Below are 21,967 nucleotides of genomic sequence, written 5' to 3'. Positions count from 1 at the left end.
ACAGGCGGGAACCTGCTATGGATGCGCTTTCACGGGTTGCGGCCCAGGTCCTGGACAGCGCCCTGCCCAGCCTGCCGCTGTACCTGCTGCAGGCCACGGCGGTGATCGGCATGATCGGCGTGCTGCTGATCGCCACCCGTCGCGCCGGCCACGCCATTGAAGGCCGCCGCCTGTACGTAGGCGTAGCGCTGGGCCTGATCTACCTGTTCAACTCGTGGTTCGTGGCCCGCTATACGCAAGGGGTGGTCAAGCTCCATCTGGGCTTCGACATCCTGCTGGTCAGTGGCCTGCTTGGCGGCTGGCGCGGCGGCCTGGCCTGCCTCGGCGCCAGCCTGCTGGCCCGCTACCAGTTCGCAGGCACGCTGTACTTCCTGCCTGCTGGCCTGGAGGCCGCACTGCAGATGTTGGCAGGCGTCTGGCTGCGCAGGCGCCTGCACCCGCGCATGCTCAATGAACTCTCGCTGCGCATGATCCTGCAGGCCTGGGGCGTACGCATCGCCGTCACCGCGTTCGGCCTGGCCCTGGGCGTGGCGATCATCGGCGCCGACCTGCTGCCGGTGGAAGAGCTGGCGATCCAGCGCCTGCTGGCGCTGCCGCTGTCACTGCTGATGCTGGGCGCGGTGTTCGCACTGGTCTACAACGATGCGCAGATCGACGTGCAGCGCCAACGCGAACAGGCCTGGCTGCGTATCGATCCGATCAGTGGCCTGCCCAACATGCGCGCGCTCGGCGAACGCCTGCAGCACTTCTGGCGCGACAACGACGGCATCGGCAAGGCCTGCCTGATCGTGGCCGAGATGGGCAACCTGCGCGATCTGCGCCTGCGCTATGGTCCTCTGCAGGACAACGGCCTGTGGCAGCGCGACACCACCGACGAGGTGCATCGGTTGCTGCCCGCGCTGCCGACCGGACAGCTGGAGATCCATCAGTTCGGCGACGCCGCGCTGGCGATCCTGGTACGCGACCTGACCCTGCCCGAACTGCGCACGCAACCACAGATCACCGAGCTGGCCAGCAACCTGGCTGACCGGGTCGGCCGTGACTGGCCGGGCTTCCGCCCGTTGTTCCGCTGCGCGGTGGTGGAGCTCAAGCCCCCAACCCCTGAAGACGACGGCCACCTGCCGTTCCGCGCGATCACCCTGGCGCTCAGCGCGATCGAATCGGGCGTGGTGTTCTTTGATGACCCGATCCAGCGCGACAGCGAGATCGACGCCCTGATCGAGAGCTCACTCGAACGCTGGTTGCAGCAGGGGGATGCGCCGCTGTGCTACCAGCCCAAGCATCGCCTGCAGGATCGCCGGCTGGTCGGCGCCGAAGCACTGCTGCGCATGCGCGATACCGAGGGCAGGATGATCGCACCGATGCGCGTGATCTCCCTGCTGCGTCGGCATGGGCGGTTGGCCGAACTGGAATGGGCCACGCTGCAGTCGGCCATCCATTTCCTGCAGCAGTGCCGGCGTGATGCCACAGCGTTGACCGTTGCCGTCAACGTTTCCGCCGAGTCCCTGCGCCAGCCCGGCTTTGGCCAGCGCCTGCAGGAACTGCTGCAGCTGCACGATGTGCCTGGTGAGATGCTGCGCCTGGAGATTGTCGAATGGACCGAGATCGTCGAGCGCGACGTGGTCGATGCCAACATCGCGCAGTTGCTGGCGGCCGAGGTCACCTTGTCGCTGGATGATTTCGGCGCCGGCTATTCAACCCTGATCCTGCTTTCGCAGCTGGCCATTGCCGAGGTCAAGATCGAACAGGCGCTGATCGCCACGCTGTCCGACGCCAAGTCGCAGTCGATCGTGCGCTTCATCGTCGAAGTCGCGCACCGCTGCGGTGCGGTTGTCGTGGCCGAGGGCACCGAGACCCTGGCGCAGGAACAACAACTACGTGCACTTGGCGTGGATGTCGGCCAGGGCTATCTGTACTCGGCAGCGCTGCCGGCCGACGAGTTCCGCCGTTTCGCCGCCAACTAGACTGCGTAGAAGCCCAGGAACATCGCCACCGCCGACTCGGCCACGCGTGCACGCTCATGCGCATTCAACGGCGCCTGCCCCATCGTCACCTGCGGCCAGAACGCGAAGCTCTTCACCAGGCCGTGCAGCTGGTGGCCAGCAAATTCCGGATCAACCTCGCGCAGCCGGCCATCGGCGATGGCCGCGCGGATCCAGGCACTCTCGCCGCTTTCCTTCTCGCCCATGCGACAGACGATGGCCTGCGCGCGCTCCGGCGAATGGATGATCTCGGCCATCGCCACCCGCGCCAGATCGATGAAGTTGGCATCGCTGAGCAGTTCCAGCTTCTGCCCTACCAACTGCAGCAGCTGCGCCTGCAGCGTCTGGTCAGGCCGGTACGGCAACGTATCACTGGCTACGCTGCGTTCCCACAGCTCCTCCAGGATCATCGAGAACAGCGCTTCCTTGCTCGGGAAGTGGTTGTAGACGGTGCGCTTGGAGACCCCGGCCACCTCGGCGATGCGGTCCATGCTGGTCGCCTCGTAGCCCGAGGCACGGAACTCCTCCACCGCCGCGCGCACGATGGCTTCGCGTTTGCGGTCGGTCAGGCGTTGCGGGGCACGGGGCATGGCGGAAACCGGATAGCTGAACGGACACCGACATTTTACACCCGTCAGTGTACTTTTCAAAAAACGGAAACTACACTGTGCAGTGTATTCAGCGGACGTCACCCATGAAGCGCCTGCTCCTTGTCTTCCTGCTTGGAATCCTCGCCGTGACCGCCTACACCTTCTGCAAGTCCTGGTCCCTCCCCGACTTCCCCGACTCGCCGCAGTACCGCGACGGCAAGTTCCGCAACGCCCTGCCGAAGCCGGCAATGGGCCTGCGCGACGGCCTGGAGATCTGGTGGACCTTCCTGTTCAACAAGCCCAAGGGCACCGTGCCCAATCATCCGATCCCGGTGCAGCCGCTGGACCGTGCCACGCTGGACGCTGCGCCGGACCGCAGCCTGTTCCGCATCGGCCATTCCACGATCCTGTTGAAGCTTCGCGGCCAGTACTGGCTGACCGACCCGGTGTTTTCCGAGCGCGCCTCGCCGGTCCAGTGGATGGGACCGGCCCGCTTCCATGCGCCGCCGATCAGCATCGACGAGCTGCCGCCGATTGCCGGCGTGATCCTCTCGCACAACCACTACGACCACCTCGACCACGCCGCCGTGATGCAGTTGGCCGGCAAGACCGCGCGCTTCATCGCACCGCTCGGCGTGGGTGACCAGCTGATCGCCTGGGGCGTGGACGCCGCCAAGGTCGAACAGCTGGACTGGTGGCAATCCACCGAAGCCAACGGCCTGCGCCTGACCGCCACCCCGGGCCAGCATTTTTCCGGCCGCGGGCTGGGCGACAGCGACCGCAGCCTGTGGGCGTCGTGGGTGATCCAGGACGGCGACTTCCGCATCTTCTTCAGCGGCGACACCGGCTACTTCGACGGCTTCAAGGCCATCGGCGAAAAGTATGGCCCGTTCGATCTGACCATGATCGAAACCGGTGCGTACGACCCGCGATGGGCGTTCGTGCACATGCAGCCGGAACAGACCCTGCAGGCGCACCTGGACCTGCGCGGCAAGTGGCTGCTGCCGATCCACAACGGCACCTTCGACCTGGCCCTGCACGCGTGGCAGCAGCCGTTCGAGCGCATCACCGCATTGGCGGCCGCGAAGAACGTGCCGGTGGCTACGCCGATGATGGGCGAAGCACTGGACATGCAGGCGCCGCAGGCGGGTACGCGCTGGTGGGAGACGGTGGAGTTGTAACCGGCGTGACGGGGCGTCATGTATCCCAAGGCCCTGTAGAGCCGAGCCATGCTCGGCTGCTTCTGAAACGTGTTCAGTGGAAGTCAAGCAGGCTCAGCTCTGGCGAAACTGCAGGTAGAGACGCTGGCAGCATTGCTGACATCAGAATGCACCGCTATCAACTCGGCTTCCGGGAGCGCCTTCTGGACCTGCGCGCATGTGTCACGCGCGACATCGTTTGCGGCCGTTCCCTCTCGCCAGAATCGCAACGCCAAGATGCCCGGCAAACCGCTGCCCAGCAATGCATCGTCACATCCCGACTCTGCAAGACATCGCTCAAATGCACTGAGATCTTCTCCGGTATCGGGCACCCGATACATCAGCGTGAAGCTGAATTCCATCATCAATCCATTTCAGACCTGAGGTCGCTATCAATCAGCGTATGACCTAGCCGGCAGGCGTCCAGAGCCACATGCGTCAGTCCCATCGATGAATCGTGACTCAAGCCCACGAAGGAGGCGACCGGGGATCATCCGCAACCTATTGCAGCGCGTCATGTAACCGATTACATACCTTGCTAGCGTAGCGCTCGCCCGATACCGGTCGAACCTGCGAGGCTGTCCGTAATGACGTTGCGCGCCGAACGCTCCAAGGTCTCCCGCTCAGCCTTCCCGTGGCAATCTGCCGCCACCCTGCTGTTGGCCGCCCTCGCCGCTGCCGCACAGGCACAGACCCTTCCCCCCCGCAGTCAATGGCAGGCCAGCAGTTCCTCGCAGCAGGTGCCGGCGATGGCGATCAGCCACCTGATCGACGGCGACCCGAAGACCGTCACCGGCGGCGCCTTCAGCCCCGGCCACTGGTTCCAGATCGACCTGGGCGCGCCCACCCTGCTGGCCGGCGCGCGCCTCACCTGGGATGTCTCCAATCCGGAAGGCTATTCACTGCAGACCTCGCTGGATGGCACGCAGTGGCAGACCGCGTACACCATGGCCGATTCGCTGGGCGACGTTGAAACGCTGTACTTCGCACCACGCCAGGCACGCTACCTGCGGCTGGCCAGTCCACGGCGCACCTCCGACTGGGGCGTGTCGATCTTCGAGATGGAGCCACTGGACAGCACACTCAGCGCGCGCATCGGCGGTGTCGATGCGACGCAGGCAGCCGCACTCTGGCAAGGCGGCAGTCCGGTCGCCTTGCCGACCGGGAAAGGTGGCAGCCACACGCTCGACATCACGCTGCCGCGCACGCAATCCACGGCTGGCCTGGCAGTGGAATGGGCCGACGGCGCGCGCGGTGCGGCCCGCCTGCAGGCACAGGACGCCCAAGGCCGCTGGCAGGAACTGGCCCACGATGCGCAGGCGGCAGATCACAAGCAGAGCTGGCTCGCCGCCGATACCGCGCAATCCGTGCGTGCATTCCGCCTGAGCGTGGAGGGTCCTGCACCAACGGTGGCACGCCTGCGCCTGCTCGGGCCGAAGGCGGTGATGACGCCGATGAAGCAGTACCAGATTGCCGCCAGCGGTGCGCAACGCGCGTTGTTCCCGGCCTCGCTGCAGATGCAGCAGACCTACTGGACCGCTGTTGGGGTGCATGCCGGGCGACAGAAATCGATCTTCGACGAGTACGGCAACCTGGAAGCGTTCAAGGGCGCGCCGCTGGTGCAGCCGATCTGGCGCAGCGCCAGTGGGAGCACTGCAGGTGCCGCCGGGCAGAACGTGCAGCATGCTTTGCGTGATGGCTGGAAGCCGATGCCCTCCGCCACCTGGTCGCCGCAGCCTGGGCTGGAACTGCGCAGCGAAGTGTTCGCCATCGAACGTGATGGCCAGCCGGTAACGTTGTTGCGGCATCGCCTGCACAACACGGGCAGCGCCAGGATCGAAGGCACGCTCAGCCTGGTCGTGCGCCCGATGCAGATGAATCCGCCGTGGCAGAACGGTGGCCTGTCGCCGATCCGCGACGTTGCTGTAGACCGTCAGGCCGTGCGCATCAATGGCCGCACGTTGTTGTATTCGCTCACGCCGGTATGGGCGTCTGGTGCGGCGCCCTTCGGCAAGGAGGGGGCCACGGAAATCACCTCGGCCCTCGCCGTTGGGAAGCTGCCTTCCACCCAGCAGGCACGCGATGAGCAGGGTCTTGCCGCCGCCGCTATGGACTACCGTATCTCGCTGGATCCGGGTGCCAGTGATGCCGTCGTGGTTGCCTTCCCGCTGGGTACTGCCGCCGCCGATACCAAGGGTGTGCTGCCCGAGGCACCACCGCTCGATCTGGCCTCGCTGCCGCGCGACGCCAACACGGCATTCGACACCCTGGCCACACAGGCCTCTGCGGACTGGCAGGCACGGCTGGGCCAGGTCGGCCTGCGCCTGCCCGATCCCTCACTGGTGGACATGCTGCGCGCGCAGGCCGCCTACATGCTGATCAACCAGACCGGCCCAGCCATGCAGCCTGGCCCGCGCAACTACAACCGTTCCTTCATCCGCGACGGCATGGCCACCTCGGCGGTGCTGCTGCGCATGGGCGAAGCCCGCGTAGCGCGTGACTACCTGGCCTGGTACAGCAAACACGGAGTGCATGCCAACGGCCTGGTCTCGCCCATCCTCAACGACGATGGCAGCGTCAATACCGGCTTCGGCTCGGACATCGAGTACGACAGCCAGGGCCAGTACGTCGCGCTGGTGGCCGATGTCGCGCGCCTCGACGGCGGGCCCGGGTCGGTGCGTGCCTATCTGCCGAAAGTGAAGGCGGCGCTGCGTTTTCTGCAGGAACTGCGCGAGCGCACGCTGGTGCCCGGCTACATGGCCGACCAGCCAGCGCCGGAGCGCTTCGCCGGCATTCTTGCGCCATCGATCAGCCACGAGGGCTATCCCTCGCCCACCCACAGCTACTGGGATGACTACTGGGGACTGAAGGGCTGGCACGACGGCGCGTGGCTGGCTGAATCGCTGGGCGACCACGAGACTGCGATGTGGGCACGGGAACAGTACAAACTGCTTTACGACGCGCTGCACGCCTCGATCCGGGCGACGATGGCGTGGAAGGGCATCGACTTCATTCCCTCCTCGGCCGACCTGGGCGATGGCGATCCCACCGGGGTATCGATCGCGCTGGATCCGACCGGCGCACAGAGCGTGCTGCCCGCCGAAGCGCTGCGCACCACCTTCGCCCGCTATCTCGATGACGTGCGCAAGCGCAGCCAGCCCGGCGCGCTGTACGCCTACACGCCATACGAGATCCGCAACGTGCTGAGCTACGTGCACCTTGGCCAGCCACAGGTGGCCGACGAGCTGCTGCAGGGGCTTCTGCACGATCGGCGCCCGCTTGAGTGGCAGGTGCTGGCCGAAGTGGTGCATTCGCGGCTGCGGTTCCCGCGCTATCTCGGCGATATGCCCCATACCTGGATCGGCGCCGAGTACGGCCGCACGCTGTTCGGCATGCTGATGCGCGAAGACAATGATGCGCTGTCGCTGCTGCCAGGCACGCCGCCGTCGTGGGTGGCGGGCGATGGCTTGGCGGTGGAACGCCTGCCGACCGCGTATGGCACGTTGCAGATGCAGGCGCGGCAGCGCGACGGCGTGCTGACGGTGGCGCTTGGCGAGGGGCTGCGCAACGGGACGGCGGTGAAGGTCTGGTGGCCGGCGCGCACGATGCCGAAAACGGTGCGTGTGGATGGACGTAGCGTTTCCGACTTCGATGCCGAGGGTGTGCGGTTGGCGAAGCCGTTTCGGGCACTGGAGGCGCGTTGGTAGAGCAGCCGAGCATGGCTCGGCTCTACAGAAGGCAGATTCCGCCAGTAGATCCACGCCATGCGTGGATGCTTCTGCCGCGAACCGCGCGAACCGCATCCGAGCATGGCTCGGCTCTACAAAGACGGAGGTAGCGCCGGGCCACGCCCGGCGTCATTGCAGCGTCGGCAACCCCGGTGGATTGGTCTGCGACTGCGGCACCGCTTCCTCGGCCACATTCCAGCGCTTCAGCGCCTGCGCATAGGTGCCGCTGCCGATCTGGGTGTTCAGCGCCTGCGTCACCGCCTCGGCCAAGCCACTGCCCTTGCGCGTGGTCACCGAGATCGCCGCGGCGTTCGGCCAGCCACCGGGGAACAGGCCCACGCGCCGAACCTTGCCATCGCGTGCCGAGTACGCGCCGGTGGCATTGGGCTCGAACGAGACATCGGCGCGGCCGGTGATCACCGCCAAACGGCCGACCACCGCGTCGTCGAAGTACTGGTACTCCACCGGTTTCAGGCCCGCGGCGATGTTCTGCTGGTCCCACTGGCGCAGGATCTGGTCCTGGTTCGTGCTGGCACCCACCACCACCTTCAGCCCCGCCACGTCCGCCGGCTTCTCGATCTTCTGGATCGGCCCATCCGTGCGCGTGTAGATGCCCAGCAGGTCGTAACGATAGCTGGAGAAATCGAACTTCTTCTTGCGCTCCTCGGTGACCGTCACGTTCGACAGCACTGCATCGTACTTGCCCGACTCCAGCCCGAGTGGCCAATCGGCCCATGCCACCGGCACGATCACCAGCTTCAGGCCCAGCCCATCGGCGATCAGCCGCGCGATGTCCGGCTCGATGCCGACCACGTCCTTGCTGTCGGCACCATAGTCGGCCAGCGGCAGCTGCCCCGGATGAGTGGCAACGGTGAATGTGCCGGGGGTGACGAAGCGATAGTCGGCCGGGATCAACGCCTGAGCCTTCGGGTCAAACGTACCCTTCAGCGCGGCCGTGTTCGCACCGGCCAGGCTGCTCGCGGCCACCGCCGCAGCCTCCGGTGTCTGGCGTACGCGCGAATAGACGATGCCGGCGATGCCGATGACCAGCACGCCCACGATCAACAGGGTGCTGCGCGAGGGGCGACGCGGTGCTGCAGGGCTCATGGTGTTCCTTCCAGGGCTATAGGGTCTTGGCCAGGAAATCGGCCGTGCGTTGCTGGCGCGGGCGCTCGAATAACGCCTCGGGCGTGCCCTGCTCGATCACCCGGCCCTGGTCCATCATCACCACGTGGTCGGCCACTCGGCGGGCGAAGCTCAGCTCATGGGTGACGATCACCAGCGTGGTGCCGGAGCGGGCCAACTCTTCGATCACACTGAGCACTTCCGCCACCAGTTCCGGGTCCAGCGCCGAGGTGGGTTCGTCGAACAACAGCACCTTCGGCTGCAGCGCCAGGGCACGGGCGATCGCGATGCGCTGTTGCTGGCCGCCCGACAGCTGGCGTGGGAACGCATCGGCCTTGTCGGCCAGGCCGACCCGCTCCAGCAGCGTGCGCGCCTGCTCTTCGGCCTGCGCGCGCGGTACGCCGCGCACGGCGATCGGCGCCTCGATGATGTTCTCCAGCGCGGTCAGGTGCGGGAACAGGTTGAAGCCCTGGAACACCATGCCCACCTCGGCACGCCGACGGCGGATCTCACGCTCGGGCAGTTCGTACAGGGTGTCACCGTCGCGGCGGTAACCGATCAGCTGGCCGCCGACAGTCACGTAACCACTGTCCGCGCGTTCCAGGTGGTTGATCAACCGCAGCAGCGTGGATTTCCCGGCACCGGACGGGCCGATCAGTACCGTCACGCTGCCAGCGCGCAGGTCCAGGTTCACGTCTTCCAGCACCGGCTGCTCGCCGAACACCTTGCCCACGCCATGCAGCGATACCGCCGCACCCTCGCCCGCTTCCACCTGGGTGGCGATGCGCGGGCGGTTGGCCACGCGCGGCGCAGCATCACTGGATGTCCGCACCGGTGACGACACCCGCGACACCGAGCGCTCGCGCTGCAGCTGGCCGCGCGCGAAGCGCTGTTCCACGCGCCGCTGCAGCAGCGACAACACGGTCAGGATCACCAGGTACCAGACCGTGGCCACCATCAGCAGCGGCACCACTTCCAGGTTGCGCCGATAGATCACCTGCACGGTGTAGAACAGCTCCGGCAGCGCCAGCACGTAGACCACCGAGGTGCTCTTGGCCAAGCCGATCACATCGTTGAACGCCGCCGGCAGGATCGAACGCATCGCCTGCGGCAGGATGATGCGGCGCACCTGGCGGCCACGCGGCAGGCCAAGCGCGGCGGCCGCCTCGTACTGCCCATGGTCGACCGAGAGAATGCCGCCGCGAATCACCTCGGCCGAGAACGCGGCCTGGTTCAAGGTCAGGCCCAGTACTGCTGCCGTGAACACGCCGATCAGTTGCGTGGTCGGGTACGAGAACAGGCTGATGCCGGTGAACGGCACGCCCAGCTCGATGGTGCTGTACAGGTAGCCCAGGTTGTTCAGCAGCAACAACAGCACCAGCAGCGGGATCGAGCGGAACAGCCACACGTAGCCCCACGACACCGCCGACAGCAGCGGCGAGCCGGACACACGGGCCAACGCCAGCAAAGTACCCAATGCGAAACCAAGTCCGGTGCCAAGCGCGGTCAGCAGCAGCGTGCGGCCCAGGCCCTCGAGCACTGGGCGTGCGAAGAACCATTCGGCAAAGGTGCCCCAGCCCCAACGCGGATTGCCCAACACCGATTGAAGGCCGATCAGGATCAGCGCAAGTGCCAGCACAGTGCCAACCACCTGCAGCGGATGGCGCGCCGGCACGATCTTCAACGCGGGCGCTGGCGCAGGTCGCGCAGTGATCCCCTCAAGCGCAGACGACGGCGTACTCATGCGTGGGCTCCGTGCAGCACTGTCTGGGACGGCGAAAGCACTGGCGTCGGTTGCCCAAGAAGCTTCTCGAACGGGAGGTGCGCGATGGTTTCCGGATCCGCGTCCAGATCGAACAGCGCGGTGTAGCCATGGCTCAGGTACAGGCCGACCGCCTCGGGCTGGCGGAAGCCGGTGGTCAGGAACACCCGCCGATAGCCCTGGCGTGCCGCCTGGTCTTCCAGCTCCTGCAGCACGCGCCGCGCGATGCCCTGGCGGCGCAGCCCAGGCAGCGTCCAGATACGCTTGAACTCGGCGGTATCCGGATCACGATGCGGCATGAAGGCGCCACCCGAGATGGCAGCGCCATCACGCAGCAGCAGCACGAACGCCCCTACCGGTGCGGCGAAGGCCTGCGCCGGATAGCGCTGCAGCTCCTCGCGTGCGCTGCCGCCGATGCGGCGGCGCACGTCGGCGTAGCGGCTGTCGTACTCCTGCTCCAGGCCATCGAACAAAGGCCGCGCCAGCGGATCATCCACCGAGGTATAGAGGAAGCGTTCGTTGCTGCTCATGTCGCGTCCTTCACCAGATAGTCTTCGGCCAGCCGCGCCCACAGGCTGGCGGCGGGTGCGATGGCCGCATCGTTGAACACATAGCGCGGGCTGTGCAGCGGGGCGCTGTCACCGTTACCCACGAACACGAAGCTGCCGGGCCGCGCCTGCAGCAGGAAGGCGAAATCCTCGCTGGCGGTGCGTGGCGCGAATTCGGGCACCACCTGTTCGGCACCGAAGCCCTGCACCGCCACCTCGCGGATGTAGGCGGTCTGCTGCGGGTGATTGATCACGCTGGGGAAGCCGCGCGGGAATTCGATCTCGGCGCGCGCACCAAACGCGGCGGCGGTCTGCTCGGCAATCTCGGTGACCCGGCGCCGCAGGGTATCGCGCACCTCCGGTAGATAGGCGCGCACGGTCAGCTTCAGCTCGACCACGTCTGGAATCACATTGGCGGCCTGCCCGCCGTGGATCGAACCGACGGTGACCACGCCCATCTGCCGCGGATCGACATTGCGCGACACCACGCTCTGCAGCGCGGTGATGATGTGCGCCGCCACCAGGATCGGATCGACGCTGCCCTGTGGCTCGGCGCCATGGCCACCCTTGCCGATCACCTTCAGCCGTGCCCAATCCACCGACGCCATCGCCGGGCCATCGACGAAACCGAAGTGGCCCACCGGCACGCCCGGCCAGTTGTGCAGGCCATAGATCGCATCCACCGGGAAGCGCTCGAACAGGCCGTCGGCAATCATCTTCGATGCACCCGAGCCGGTTTCCTCGGCGGGCTGGAACACCAGCTGCAGGGTGCCGTCGATGCGGCCGTGATGGGCGAGATAGTGCGCCGCCGACAGCAGGATGGCGGTGTGGCCATCATGACCGCAGGCATGCATCAGGCCCTCGGTCTGGCTGGCATAGGCCAGGCCGGAGTCCTCATGGATCGGCAGTGCGTCGATGTCGGCGCGCAGGCCGAGGCGACGGCTGCCCTGCCCGCGCTGCAGCGTGCCGACCACGCCGGTGCCACCGAGCCCGGTGGTCACCTCATAACCCCACTGCTGCAGCAGTTCGGCCACGCGGGCGCTGGTGCGATGCTCCTCGAAGGCCAGCTCAGGGTGCCGATGCAGGTCATGGCGGATCGCGATGGCGGCCTCGGCGCGTGCTGCGATCTCAGGCAGCACGCCGGTTGTTGGGGAAGTCCGCCGGGCGTGGCCCGGCGCTACCGCGCTTTCTCCGCTCATCGCCCTACCCTACCTTCCGCGCCGGTTCGGCATCGGTCGAATAGCGGCTGGCCTTGTACGGCAGCCCCAGATGCCCGCGCAGGGTCTGTCCTTCCAGCTCGCGCTGGTGGTAACCGCGCGCCTGCAGGATCGGCAGCACCTGGGTCACGAAATCGTCCAGGCCTTCGCGCTGTGCGGCGAAGCCGAGAATGAAGCCATCGCTGGCACCGGCATCGAACCAGCGGATCAGCTCATCGGCCACATGCTCCGGTGTGCCGATGAAGTTTGGCCGTGGGCTGACCGCTTCCAGCGCCACCTGGCGCAGGCTCAGTCCCTTCTCGCGCGCGTCCTGCTTGATGCGGTCGGTGGTGGAGCGGAACGAATTGCTGCCGATGTCGCCAAGCGCCGGGAACGGTGCATCCGGGTCGTACTGGCTGAAATCATGGTGATCGAAGAAGCGCCCGAGGTAGGCCAGCGCATCTTCCAGCGTCGCCAACGCGGCAATCGCCTGGTATTTGGCTTCGGCCTCCTCGGCAGTACGGCCGACGATGGGACCGATGCCCGGGAAGATCTTCACGTCATTGCCGCTGCGACCGTGCGCGATCGCCGAGTTCTTCACCTTCTGGGTGAATGCACGGGTCTCTTCCAGCGACGGCGAATGGGTGAACACCGCATCGGCGTACTTGCCGGCCAACGCAATGCCATCATCGGAAGAACCCGCCTGGAAGATCACCGGCTGGCCCTGTGGCGAACGCTGGATGTTGAGCGGGCCTTCCACCTGGAAGAAGCGGCCCTTGTGATCGAGGCGGCGGAACTTCTCCGGTGCGAAGAACGTGCCACTGTCACGCTCGCGCACGAAGGCATCGTCATCCCACGAATCCCACAGCCCCTGCACCACGTCCAGATACTCATCGGCGATCTGGTAGCGCAGAGCGTGCTCCGGATGCGGGCGGCCGTAGTTGCGGCCGGAGCCTTCCAGCGGTGAGGTCACCACGTTCCAACCGGCGCGGCCGCCGCTGAGAAGATCCAGCGAGGCAAACTGCCGGGCCACGGTGAACGGGTCGCTGTAGGAGGTCGACAGCGTGCCGGCCAGGCCAATCTTCTTCGTTGCCGTGGCCAGTGCCGAGAGCAGCGAGATCGGCTCGAAGCGGTTGAGGAAATGCGGGATCGACTTCTCGTTGATGTACAGCCCATCGGCCACGAAGCCAAAGGCGATTCCGTTGTTCTCGGCGGTGCGCGCGATGTCGATGTAGAACTGCAGGTTGACGCTGGCATCGGCCGGATTGGATGGATGCTTCCAGGCATGCATGTGGCTGCCAGGGCCCTGCAGCATGATGCCGAACGGAATGTGGCGCGGGGTGGTGCTCATGGGGATCGCTCCTGCAGGTCAGGCCACCGCCGCGCGTGGCGCGGGCGACAGCAGTTCAAGGGATGTCAGGCGTGCGTCGAGGTCGGCCACCGGCGCATCGAGAATGAACTCACCCACGCCGAAGCGCCGGTGCAGCGCGTCCAGTTCGTCACGCACATGCTGCGCATCGCCGGACAGCACGCTGGGGCGCGTTTCCTCGATGCGGAAGTCCGCCACGCCCACCTGGCGTGCGTACTCGGCAGCCGCCTCGGGGCTGGGCAGGTTCACCGCCTGCCCGGGACCAAGGTGCAGCTTGTAGACGCGTAGCGCACCGATGTGCCGCGCAGCCGCTTCGGCCGTAGGTGCGGCGAAGGCCACCGTCGCCAACAGAGGGGGCTGCGAGGAGACGCTGCGGTAGGCATCGAACGCGGCCTCGATGTGCTTCGGGTCGCCATCGAAGTGCGCGGCGTAGACGAAGCGCCAGCCCAGCTCGGCCGCCTGCTGCGCACTCTGCGGGCTCGCACCGAGCAGGAAGCGCTCCGGCGCCTGCTGCGGAACCGGACGCGCCAGCACATCGGCTTCAGCGCCGGACAGATAGCCCTCAAGGTCGCGCAGCTGCTGGTCGAAGTCGGCGAACGCCGGGCGCCCGGCCGCCAGCGCGGCAGTCGACGCTGGCAGGCCGCCCGGCGCCTTGCCCACGCCCAGATCCACGCGCCCTGGCGCCAACGCTGCCAGCAGGTTGAAGTTCTCCGCCACCTTGTACGGCGCGTAGTGGCGCAGCATCACCCCGCCGCTGCCGATACGGATGCGCCGGGTCTGCGCCAGCACCCACGCCGCAATCACCTCCGGTGCGGGACTCGCCAACGTCGGCGTGGCATGGTGCTCGGCAAACCAGTAGCGGTGGTAGCCCAGCTGTTCGGCGCGCTGCGCCAGCTGCAGGCTGTTGCGCAGCGCTTGCTCCGGCGAGGCGCCCTCGGCCACCGGGCTCTTGTCCAACACGCTGATCTGATAGCTCATCGTCGCGTCCTCGCTCAGGGGTGGGCCACGGGAATGCCGAGCAATCCGTTCAGCGCGGCCAAGATCGGCTCGGCACCGGAGATGTACTGGCGATCCTGGTGCGCGCCGCTGGCCAGCTCGCTGCGCACGCCCTGCGGCAGCACCAGCTTGGGCAGCGACTGGTCCTGCTCGCCAATCTCGGCGATCACCTCGCGGCGCGGCCGCGCGAAGCCGATGCGGCGCACGTCCAGCTGCGCGTCCAGACCGTCGATGCTCGACAGCGCCCCTTCCAGCAGCAGGCTGTGCCGGCAGAAGAAGCGCTGGCCGGGAATCTGTCCGTCCTCGAACTCACGGTCGAGCAGGAACAGGATGGGCTTGTCGGTTGCGTCCAGACTCACGGGGGCGTCCTCATCGGGGGGCGGCAATGCGATGCCGCTTCGATATCGATGCTAGAGATGACGGCCGCCGGGACGGCGATGCCAGGCGACAATCGGCGGTCAGATCCGGCCATGCAGATGCGCCTTGGCCATAAGCAAAGCGCCGCCGGTTATGCCGTCAGGCGATCCGTCGCAGCGGCGCCGGTACCGCCAGCGCCTGCACAGCCAGATGCCCGGCCGCGCGCTCGGTCGCCAGCGCGATGCGTGCCTGCAGGGCCGCACTGTTGATACGCTCGCCATCGAAGTCGGCCGGCGTGGCGTACACCCCGATTGGCAGCGTGTGCGCCTGCAGGAAGCTGAACAACGGCCGCAGCTGATGATCGATCACCAGTGCGTGGCGCTCGCTGCCGCCGGTTGCCGCCAGCAAGACCGGCGTATCCACCAGCGCTTCCAGCCCGATGAAATCGACCAGGTGCTTGAACAGCCCCGGATACGCCCCCCGATAGACCGGTGCAGCCACCACCAACAGTTCGGCCGCCTCGATCGTCTGCAGCGCCTGCTCCACGGCGGGCTCCGCTTCATCGCGCGACAACGACTGCCCCAGCGAGCGCGCGATCGGCGCCAGCTCCACCAGATCCACACTCGCATGCACCCGCTGCTGCAACGACTCCAGCAGATGCCGCACCAGCAGCAACGTCCGCGACGTCGCCGAACTGGTCGGCGACCCCACTAATGCAACCACCTTCAATGCAGAAGACATGAACTGCTCCTCGATGATGCCGGACTACGTCCGGCCGCCTTTCGCCTTTTGTAGAGCCGAGCCATGCTCGGCTGCTTCCCGCCCTTGTAGAGTCGAGCCATGCTCGACTGCTCCAGGTCAGAACCGGTAACTGACCCGCCCATACCAGTACGCCCCAACGTTGCCCAGCACATCGCCGTTGTCCCAGGTCGTTTCGATGCTGGCCACATCGGTGGCACTGCGCGCGTACTCCGGCACCTTGCGCGTGCGCTTGTCGAACACGTTGTTGATGCCCAGGGCTGCACTCCAGCCCGCACCCAGCTCCACGGCACCAGAAAGATTGGTCACCAGCACCGGCGGCTGCTTGTACTCCACGCCGTTGTTCAGGCGCTTGATCGGGCCGTAATACGTGAAGTCCACATTCGAACGCCAGCGCCCGTTCTGCCACCCCAGCCCGGCCACCTGCGTGTAGCTCGGCGTACGGAAGCGCAGCGCGTACTCGCTGCTCTTTGTCAGCAGGTTGATGTTCGGCAGCCCCTGCAGCGCCGCCGGAATGTCGCTGACCTTCTGGATGGTGGTGCGGCCCACGTTGGCCGCGTAGCTCCAGCGCAGCTTGCCCCACGCAGTCTCCTGGTTCGCTTCCAGGGTCAATTCGACGCCGCGTGTGCGGGTGTTGCCCACGTTGGTGAAGTAGCTCGCGTAGAACGCATCACCCGGCAGGATGCTGATGCCGGCCGAACCCAGCAGTGCATCGATGGTGTTCTTCTGCACCGCGCTCAGCACCGTGCCGCTGTTGTCGGTGATGCGCGCCGGATCCTGTGCGTTGTAGCCGATCTGGCTGGACTGCCCGAGCTGGCCACGGATATCGATCTGGTACGCATCCACGGCCAGGTGGAAGGCCGGGCTCGGGTCCCAGGTCACGCCGAGGCTGTAATTGGTAGCCTTCTCAGGCTTCAGCGGCGTGGCACCCAGTGCGACCGCCGCCGGCGAAGACACCTGTGCCACCAGCGTGGTGCCGCACGGGCAGCTGCCGGTTGCCTGGTAGTACTGCGCGCCCAGGCTGGGCGCATGGAAACCGTTGCTGACCGTGGCCCGCACACCCAGCGCATCGGTGAAGTCGAAGCGCGTGGTCAGGCGGCCCGTGGAAACGCTGCCGAAGTCGGAATGGTCTTCCCAGCGCGCGGCGGCATCCAGGTACCAGCGCGAGGTGATGTTGGTGGCTGCACCCACGTACACCGCCTTGCTGTTGCGGGTGGCCTTCACCGCATCGGCGGTGGAGTAGCCGACGAAGGCAGCCGCACCGAAGCCAGTGTACGACTCCCACTGCCCTGCCCCGCGTTCGTATTTTTCGTGCTGGTACTCCGCGCCCGCGCTCACTTCCAGGGGCGAGGCGAACGCCGCCACCTCGAACCCGCGCCGCAGGTCCAGGTTGGCGATGCCCTGCTGGTAGTCCAGCTTGCCGTCGTAGAAGTCGGTGGGCGAACCGGGGTACGGCAGCGAGTAGTTCACCGAATTGCGGGTGTAGGTACGCACCGTGCTGCGGTTGCCGGTCAGGCTGGCGTCGTAGTCCCATCCCGCAATCTGTCCCTTCACGCCCGCGGTACCCGTGTACTGCTTCTCCTTGGTTTCCAGCACCGGCAGGAAGCCATCGGGAAACACGCTCAGTACGCCGGGGGCCTTGTAGGTGGTGAAGATGGTCGCCGGCAGGCGGAAGTTCTGGATCGCCTGCGCGGTGCGATCGCTGGCGGTGGCATTGGCATAGAACTGTGCGCTCTCGCCCAGCCCATGGCCCACGTTCACCGCAAACGCCTTCAGCGCGTACGACGGGGAACTGAGGATCGTGTTGGCCTCGGCATTGCGGCCGGCTTCTGCCGGGTTCGGCGATGCGCCGGTCGGCAACCGGTTGTTCGGTCGCAGCGCGACCAGATTGCCGTTGGCATCTACCGCCGGATAGCTCAGATAGCCATCGATGTAGCGGCGGGTACGGATCGCGTGGTGCTGCCGCGTGGTCTCGCCGGACAGGTTGACGAAGCCATCGGCGCCCCACGGCAGGCCCACGTTGGCACGCACGCTGGTGCGCGATCCATCCCCGTCGGTGCTCTGCCCGCTTTCCACAGCCAGTTCGCCACCCTGTGCCTGCGACTTGAGGATCACGTTGACCACGCCGGTGATTGCATCCGAACCATAGATGGCCGACGCACCATCGCGAAGCACTTCCACATGGTCGATGGCCGAGACTGGAATCAACGCCAGATCGGCCCAGGCATGGCCGGGGAAGCCACCGCCGTTGGCGCCACTGACATAGGCACTGGCATTGCGGCGCTTGCCGTTCACCAGCACCAGCGTGTAGCCCGGCGACAGGTTGCGCAGCTGGTAGCCACGGATCAGGCTCTCCTGGTCGCTCTGGTAGCCACCGATCTGGCTGAGCGACGGCAGCGCGCGTTGCAGTGCTTCCAGCAGGTTGGCCTGGCCGGTGGCGGTGAGGTCTTCGGCCGAGATCACATCGATCGGCGTGGAGCTGTTCTTCACCGTACGCGTGCTGGTGCGCGAGCCGGTCACCACCACGGCATCCAACGTGGATGCCGCGACATTGGCGGTTGCTGCCGTGGTGGCAGGATCCGTATCGGCTTCAGCGGCATGGCTGGGCGACGTGGCCAGGGTGGCCGCGATCAGGACGGCAAGAGAGCTCAGGACAGGAGTGTGGGCGGCAGGCATGGGGGCTCGTGGGGGTAGGCCGGAAACACGCTTCCATTCAAGGGCCTGTTCACCCACCGCGACAGGCATGAACGCGTCACCCAGCCGTAACATCCGGCCACCCACATGACTGCTGGTAATGACGTTAGGCGGCATTGCCGGTGCACTGCTGTCTGTAGAGCCGAGCCCACGCTCGGCTGCTCTTCGTGACGGCGTCAGATGCATCCCCCCTGCCGGTATTGAGCCGAGCGTGGGCTCGGCTCTACAAGAGGGGAACGACCGCTCCATATGCCTGCCCGGCATCACCTCATGCCCGTACACCACTCCGCACCGCGCATCACCGCCCGTAGCATCAGGCCATGCCCAGCCCACCTGCCGATCCCGCCGCACCGCTCGTCGCCATCGTCGCCTGCCACGGCCAGGGGCTGTTCGAATTCGGCTGTGCGGTTGGCCTGTTCGCACCCGTGCGGCCGGAACTCGGCGTGGCCTGGTACCGCACCCAGCTCTGCGCAGGCGAGCCCGGCGCATTGCGCATGCTCGGCGGCACGCAGGTGCAGCTTCCCTACGATCTGAGCACAGTTGATGACGCTGACATCATCGTCATTCCCGGCTGGCGTGAGCCCAGCGAGCGTCCACCACAGGCGTTGCTCGAAGCCCTCATCCGTGCCCACGCACGTGGCGCGCGCATCGCCTCGATCTGCTCCGGTGCCTTCGTGCTGGCCTGGGCCGGGCTGCTCGACGGCCGCCAGGCCACCACCCACTGGCGCCTCACCGAAGCGCTGGCGCGTGACTTCCCGCGCATCGACGTACGCGAGGATGTGTTGTACGTGGACACCGGCAGCATCATCACCTCCGCAGGTTCGGCCACCGGCATGGACATGATGCTGCACATGGTGCGCAAGGATTACGGCGCACGGGTAGCCAACCTGGTGGCCGAGCGGCTGGTGCTGGCACCGTGGCGTGATGCCGGCCGCAGCCAGCGCGTCAGCCGGGCCATTCCCAATGGCGAGCCCTCGCGTCTGGCAAAACTGATGGAATGGATGCGCCGCAACCTGCGCGAGCCGCACTCGCTGGGCAGTCTTGCCGAGCAGGCCGCGCTCAGCCAGCGCACACTGCAGCGGCAGTTCCTGGAAGCCACCGGCCTGTCACCCATCGACTGGCTGATCCGCGAACGCGTGGCCTTTGCCCGCGAGCTGCTGGAGACCACCGACCGGCCGCTGCAGTGGATCGCCGAGCAGGCCGGCTTTGGTTCACAGGAATCGTTCCGTCGCCACTTCCGTGGCCAGGTCGACGCGAGCCCCACCGAGTACCGCAGCCAGCATCGCAGCGGTATTGGCGCGGATCGGTTGGTGGGCTGCTGATCCAACTCAGCGCTCCCCAGCGCTACGTGAGAAAAGGCTCACGGCGGACGGTAGAGACCCACGTATAGTGATGGGCGTCACACGAAGCCCCTTCCATGCTCCACGCATTTGCTTACTCCAGCCACATATCGGCTGGGCTTTCCGATGAAACCCTCCGCCAGATCGTCTCGGGCTCTGCCGCGTTCAATCGCCGGGTGGACGTCACCGGAGCACTGCTCGTCGACGGGCAGCGGTTTTTCCAGTACGTCGAAGGCCCGCCCGACGGCCTGGAGGCGGTCAAGCGCCGCATCCATGACAGTCGCTCGCATGCTGCCGTCGTACCGGTACTGGACATGGCCATCAGCGCGCGTGCTGTTCCCTATTGGGCCATGACCCGCATCGACACCGGGCAGATCATGGTGTCCGGCCTGGTCAATGCGCGATGGGACGAATTTGGCCATGCCGTTCCGGGCATGGATCAGCTCGTCGGCCTGCTGCGTCCGCACTTTCCGCGCATCGGCCCGCTCAGTGCGCACCATGCGTCCGTCGGATCCAGATGAACCGCCGCCTTGCGCGCGTACTCCCACGCGGCCGCGTGCTCCGAGCACACGTCATCATTCAAGCCGCGTTACCCATCGTTCCTGCCAGATCCACAGCATGCCTGTACCCGCTCAACCTTCAACGGAAACACGTGCCTCGCCCGCCGAGTTGTTCGAGGTCGTCGTCCTGCGTGCAGGCACGGCCCTGTTCGCGATCGACGTACAGGTGGCCGTGGAAATACGCGGCCCCGAGACCTTCGGCCCTGCAGACCCACATGGCAGGCGGAACCTGGAGGTACGAGGGCAGCCGTTGCCGGTGGCCGACCTGCGCAGGCTCAGCGGGCAACCGGCATTCGATTGCGGCAGCCCAGCCATGCTGCTGATCACCGCCGGCACTGCAACCCTGGCGCTGGCGGTAGATGAAGTGCTCGAGATCGAAACACCGGACGCATCTCCAGACGCAGCCTCGCCGGCCCAGAGTCGACCGTTCAACTTCTGCAGCCGGCACGTTCGGGTGGATGCCACACGTTCGGCTTCGCTGATCGAACCGCAGTCGCTGCTGGCTGCGCTCGCGGTGCGGGACTGAGGCGCCTCTGCTCAAGGGCGCCTGCGAACCGTTTGAAACCGCATGCGCCAGCACTGCGCGGCAAAGCCGATCACAAACACCACCGCCAATCCCAGCAACGTGTGCAGCACCACCGGCGCCATCGGCGCAGCCGCAATGGGATGGTTCACCGGCAAACGTGTCAGCGTTTCATTCACGCCTGGCACCAGCGACAGCAGGAAGCTGAAAGACAGCGCAAATGTCGACACGTAGCGCGCTGCGCGACCCAGCCAGCGCAGCCGGGCGGCCTGCACGCCGCCGAACGCCACCAGCAGCACGATCACGCCGAACGCATGGCCTGGATTGAGCCCCCCCGTGCTGGAGACGGTCAATGACGTAGCGACCGACAGCACCAATCCCAAAAGGTACAGCTTGCCCGAGCGTGTGGCGGGGTCGATGGCGCGATGGCGAATGAGGGCATAAAGGCCGGCGATAGCCGGTACCAGACTGACGGCCGTGTGGATCAAGCCCAGCGTGGACAGAGAGTGCGACATGGAACATCTCCAGGGAGTATTTGAACCTACTAGTAGGTAGGCCTTTGATTCAAAAAAAGGGCCTACGTTGCCGCAGGCCCACCACACACTCTCAGGCAGCCGCGCTCACCCGCGCAATGGCCAGCCGTGCCAGCGCAGCAAACGTCGCCGCGTCACCGAAGCCGCGCGCCGCCAACATTGCGCCATGCACCGATGACATGAACGCCCTGGCCTCATCGGCCGCCGAGCCCTGCAATTGCAGTTGGCCCACGGCAACGCCCTTTTCCAGCGTAAGCGCCAACCACCCGCTCAAGTCCTCGAAATGCCCGCGTACTTCTTCGGCAATCTCCGCAGGGATCATCGGTGCCTCTGCCGCCAGCATCGCGCAGATGCAGAACGAGGACGTGCCACCGGCGATACAGCTCGACCAGTAGTCCACATAAGCGTTGAGCTCCTGCAGCGGATCGCCCAGCTGCCGGTCCAGCAACGCCAGGCCCTCACGCGCCTCGGCCCGGTACAGCTCAACCACCGTGCGCACCAGATCCGCCTTGCTGGGGAAATGGTGGTGGATGCTGGCCTTGCTGATGTTCACCCGCGCCGAGACGTCGGCGTAGCTGAAGCCGTTGTAGCCGCCGGCCTCCAGCAGCGAACGGGCGTGGGCCAGGATCTCCTGGGCCTTGGGCGAGAGCGACTCTTTCATGTCACTAACCTACTAGTAGGTTGACACGCTGTCAACTCCCTGCTG

19 protein-coding genes are annotated in these 21,967 nt (G+C 66.4%); 6 read left to right on the top strand and 13 right to left on the bottom strand.

What is annotated here, in order from left to right; translation table 11 throughout:
- Positions 1-17 precede the first annotated feature (17 nt).
- Positions 18-1,964, top strand: a complete 1,947-nt coding sequence (locus QRO91_RS04825; protein ID WP_049430711.1) for an EAL domain-containing protein — start codon at positions 18-20, stop codon at positions 1,962-1,964.
- Here QRO91_RS04825 and QRO91_RS04820 read toward each other — a convergent pair.
- Positions 1,961-2,572: a TetR/AcrR family transcriptional regulator gene (locus tag QRO91_RS04820; protein WP_049430713.1), complete on the bottom strand. Its 612-nt coding sequence runs from the start codon at positions 2,570-2,572 to the stop codon at positions 1,961-1,963. The genes QRO91_RS04825 and QRO91_RS04820 overlap by 4 nt on opposite strands.
- A 104-nt stretch (positions 2,573-2,676) precedes the next feature.
- Between QRO91_RS04820 and QRO91_RS04815 the strand changes: the two genes are divergently transcribed.
- Positions 2,677-3,753 (top strand): MBL fold metallo-hydrolase, encoded by a 1,077-nt coding sequence (locus QRO91_RS04815; protein ID WP_197650097.1) that lies wholly within the window; start codon positions 2,677-2,679, stop codon positions 3,751-3,753.
- A gap of 83 nt (positions 3,754-3,836) precedes the next feature.
- Here QRO91_RS04815 and QRO91_RS04810 read toward each other — a convergent pair whose 3' ends face one another.
- Positions 3,837-4,133, bottom strand: a complete 297-nt coding sequence (locus QRO91_RS04810; protein WP_197632274.1) for a hypothetical protein — start codon at positions 4,131-4,133, stop codon at positions 3,837-3,839.
- 225 nt (positions 4,134-4,358) lie between these two features.
- Between QRO91_RS04810 and QRO91_RS04805 the strand changes: the two genes are divergently transcribed.
- Positions 4,359-7,478: a discoidin domain-containing protein gene (locus QRO91_RS04805; protein ID WP_197650096.1), complete on the top strand. Its 3,120-nt coding sequence runs from the start codon at positions 4,359-4,361 to the stop codon at positions 7,476-7,478.
- 150 nt (positions 7,479-7,628) lie between these two features.
- On the opposite strand, the gene QRO91_RS04800 is transcribed toward QRO91_RS04805, so the two are convergent.
- From QRO91_RS04800 to QRO91_RS04760, 9 genes are all read right to left on the bottom strand, one after another.
- A complete protein-coding gene (locus tag QRO91_RS04800) occupies positions 7,629-8,606 on the bottom strand; it encodes an ABC transporter substrate-binding protein (protein ID WP_197650095.1) in 978 nt (325 codons plus the stop codon).
- A gap of 16 nt (positions 8,607-8,622) precedes the next feature.
- Positions 8,623-10,368, bottom strand: a complete 1,746-nt coding sequence (locus tag QRO91_RS04795) for an amino acid ABC transporter permease/ATP-binding protein (RefSeq protein WP_197650094.1) — start codon at positions 10,366-10,368, stop codon at positions 8,623-8,625.
- Positions 10,365-10,916 carry a GNAT family N-acetyltransferase gene (locus QRO91_RS04790; RefSeq protein WP_197632278.1) on the bottom strand — a complete coding sequence of 184 codons (552 nt, stop codon included), beginning with the start codon at positions 10,914-10,916 and terminating at the stop codon, positions 10,365-10,367. The genes QRO91_RS04795 and QRO91_RS04790 overlap by 4 nt, the downstream gene beginning before the upstream one ends.
- Positions 10,913-12,133 carry an amidohydrolase gene (locus tag QRO91_RS04785; protein WP_197632279.1) on the bottom strand — a complete coding sequence of 407 codons (1,221 nt, stop codon included), beginning with the start codon at positions 12,131-12,133 and terminating at the stop codon, positions 10,913-10,915. Before QRO91_RS04785 ends, QRO91_RS04790 begins: the two co-directional genes overlap by 4 nt.
- A gap of 4 nt (positions 12,134-12,137) precedes the next feature.
- Positions 12,138-13,481 (bottom strand): LLM class flavin-dependent oxidoreductase, encoded by a 1,344-nt coding sequence (locus QRO91_RS04780; protein WP_197619548.1) that lies wholly within the window; start codon positions 13,479-13,481, stop codon positions 12,138-12,140.
- Positions 13,482-13,499: 18 nt separating this feature from the next.
- Entirely contained in the window at positions 13,500-14,477 is a 978-nt protein-coding gene (locus QRO91_RS04775) for an MsnO8 family LLM class oxidoreductase (protein WP_197632280.1), read from the bottom strand.
- Positions 14,478-14,491: 14 nt separating this feature from the next.
- Entirely contained in the window at positions 14,492-14,854 is a 363-nt protein-coding gene (locus QRO91_RS04770; protein WP_005416277.1) for a DUF3088 family protein, read from the bottom strand.
- A 157-nt stretch (positions 14,855-15,011) separates the two neighbouring features.
- Positions 15,012-15,593 (bottom strand): FMN reductase, encoded by a 582-nt coding sequence (gene msuE, locus QRO91_RS04765; RefSeq protein ID WP_197650093.1) that lies wholly within the window; start codon positions 15,591-15,593, stop codon positions 15,012-15,014.
- 117 nt (positions 15,594-15,710) lie between these two features.
- Positions 15,711-18,287: a TonB-dependent siderophore receptor gene (locus QRO91_RS04760; protein WP_197650092.1), complete on the bottom strand. Its 2,577-nt coding sequence runs from the start codon at positions 18,285-18,287 to the stop codon at positions 15,711-15,713.
- Positions 18,288-18,625: 338 nt separating this feature from the next.
- On the opposite strand from QRO91_RS04760, the gene ftrA reads away from it, so the two are divergent.
- From ftrA to QRO91_RS04745, 3 genes are all read left to right on the top strand, one after another.
- Positions 18,626-19,627, top strand: coding sequence for a transcriptional regulator FtrA (ftrA, locus tag QRO91_RS04755; protein ID WP_049430733.1), 1,002 nt, complete (start codon positions 18,626-18,628; stop codon positions 19,625-19,627).
- 95 nt (positions 19,628-19,722) lie between these two features.
- On the top strand, positions 19,723-20,166 hold the full coding sequence (locus QRO91_RS04750; RefSeq protein WP_049430735.1) for a BLUF domain-containing protein: 444 nt from the start codon (positions 19,723-19,725) through the stop codon (positions 20,164-20,166).
- Positions 20,167-20,263: 97 nt separating this feature from the next.
- The gene (locus QRO91_RS04745) at positions 20,264-20,731 is read left to right on the top strand and encodes a chemotaxis protein CheW (RefSeq protein ID WP_197650091.1); all 468 of its coding nucleotides are present in this window, start codon (positions 20,264-20,266) and stop codon (positions 20,729-20,731) included.
- A gap of 11 nt (positions 20,732-20,742) precedes the next feature.
- Here the strand turns inward: QRO91_RS04745 and QRO91_RS04740 are convergent, their stop codons facing one another.
- Both QRO91_RS04740 and QRO91_RS04735 read right to left on the bottom strand, forming a co-directional pair.
- Positions 20,743-21,243 carry a membrane protein gene (locus tag QRO91_RS04740; protein WP_049430739.1) on the bottom strand — a complete coding sequence of 167 codons (501 nt, stop codon included), beginning with the start codon at positions 21,241-21,243 and terminating at the stop codon, positions 20,743-20,745.
- Between the two features lie 91 nt (positions 21,244-21,334).
- Entirely contained in the window at positions 21,335-21,922 is a 588-nt protein-coding gene (locus tag QRO91_RS04735; RefSeq protein ID WP_197650090.1) for a TetR/AcrR family transcriptional regulator, read from the bottom strand.
- Between the last annotated feature and the right edge of the window lie 45 nt (positions 21,923-21,967).

The sequence above is a fragment of the Stenotrophomonas maltophilia group sp. Smal32 genome (assembly GCF_030237085.1).
GTDB classification, from domain to species: Bacteria; Pseudomonadota; Gammaproteobacteria; order Xanthomonadales; family Xanthomonadaceae; genus Stenotrophomonas; species Stenotrophomonas maltophilia_Q.
Note: the sequence above shows the minus strand (reverse complement) of the source record. Positions and strands in the feature narration are given on the sequence as shown.

What these genes read in the sequence shown, in the direction of transcription:
- QRO91_RS04825 (WP_049430711.1), top strand. Translation starts at nt 18, where the DNA reads ATGGATGCGCTTTCACGGGTTGCGGCCCAGGTCCTGGACAGCGCCCTG.
- QRO91_RS04820 (WP_049430713.1), bottom strand. Translation starts at nt 2,572, where the DNA reads ATGCCCCGTGCCCCGCAACGCCTGACCGACCGCAAACGCGAAGCCATC.
- QRO91_RS04815 (WP_197650097.1), top strand. Translation starts at nt 2,677, where the DNA reads ATGAAGCGCCTGCTCCTTGTCTTCCTGCTTGGAATCCTCGCCGTGACC.
- QRO91_RS04810 (WP_197632274.1), bottom strand. Translation starts at nt 4,133, where the DNA reads ATGGAATTCAGCTTCACGCTGATGTATCGGGTGCCCGATACCGGAGAA.
- QRO91_RS04805 (WP_197650096.1), top strand. Translation starts at nt 4,359, where the DNA reads ATGACGTTGCGCGCCGAACGCTCCAAGGTCTCCCGCTCAGCCTTCCCG.
- QRO91_RS04800 (WP_197650095.1), bottom strand. Translation starts at nt 8,606, where the DNA reads ATGAGCCCTGCAGCACCGCGTCGCCCCTCGCGCAGCACCCTGTTGATC.
- QRO91_RS04795 (WP_197650094.1), bottom strand. Translation starts at nt 10,368, where the DNA reads ATGAGTACGCCGTCGTCTGCGCTTGAGGGGATCACTGCGCGACCTGCG.
- QRO91_RS04790 (WP_197632278.1), bottom strand. Translation starts at nt 10,916, where the DNA reads ATGAGCAGCAACGAACGCTTCCTCTATACCTCGGTGGATGATCCGCTG.
- QRO91_RS04785 (WP_197632279.1), bottom strand. Translation starts at nt 12,133, where the DNA reads ATGAGCGGAGAAAGCGCGGTAGCGCCGGGCCACGCCCGGCGGACTTCC.
- QRO91_RS04780 (WP_197619548.1), bottom strand. Translation starts at nt 13,481, where the DNA reads ATGAGCACCACCCCGCGCCACATTCCGTTCGGCATCATGCTGCAGGGC.
- QRO91_RS04775 (WP_197632280.1), bottom strand. Translation starts at nt 14,477, where the DNA reads ATGAGCTATCAGATCAGCGTGTTGGACAAGAGCCCGGTGGCCGAGGGC.
- msuE (WP_197650093.1), bottom strand. Translation starts at nt 15,593, where the DNA reads ATGTCTTCTGCATTGAAGGTGGTTGCATTAGTGGGGTCGCCGACCAGT.
- QRO91_RS04760 (WP_197650092.1), bottom strand. Translation starts at nt 18,287, where the DNA reads ATGCCTGCCGCCCACACTCCTGTCCTGAGCTCTCTTGCCGTCCTGATC.
- ftrA (WP_049430733.1), top strand. Translation starts at nt 18,626, where the DNA reads ATGCCCAGCCCACCTGCCGATCCCGCCGCACCGCTCGTCGCCATCGTC.
- QRO91_RS04750 (WP_049430735.1), top strand. Translation starts at nt 19,723, where the DNA reads ATGCTCCACGCATTTGCTTACTCCAGCCACATATCGGCTGGGCTTTCC.
- QRO91_RS04745 (WP_197650091.1), top strand. Translation starts at nt 20,264, where the DNA reads ATGCCTGTACCCGCTCAACCTTCAACGGAAACACGTGCCTCGCCCGCC.
- QRO91_RS04740 (WP_049430739.1), bottom strand. Translation starts at nt 21,243, where the DNA reads ATGTCGCACTCTCTGTCCACGCTGGGCTTGATCCACACGGCCGTCAGT.
- QRO91_RS04735 (WP_197650090.1), bottom strand. Translation starts at nt 21,922, where the DNA reads ATGAAAGAGTCGCTCTCGCCCAAGGCCCAGGAGATCCTGGCCCACGCC.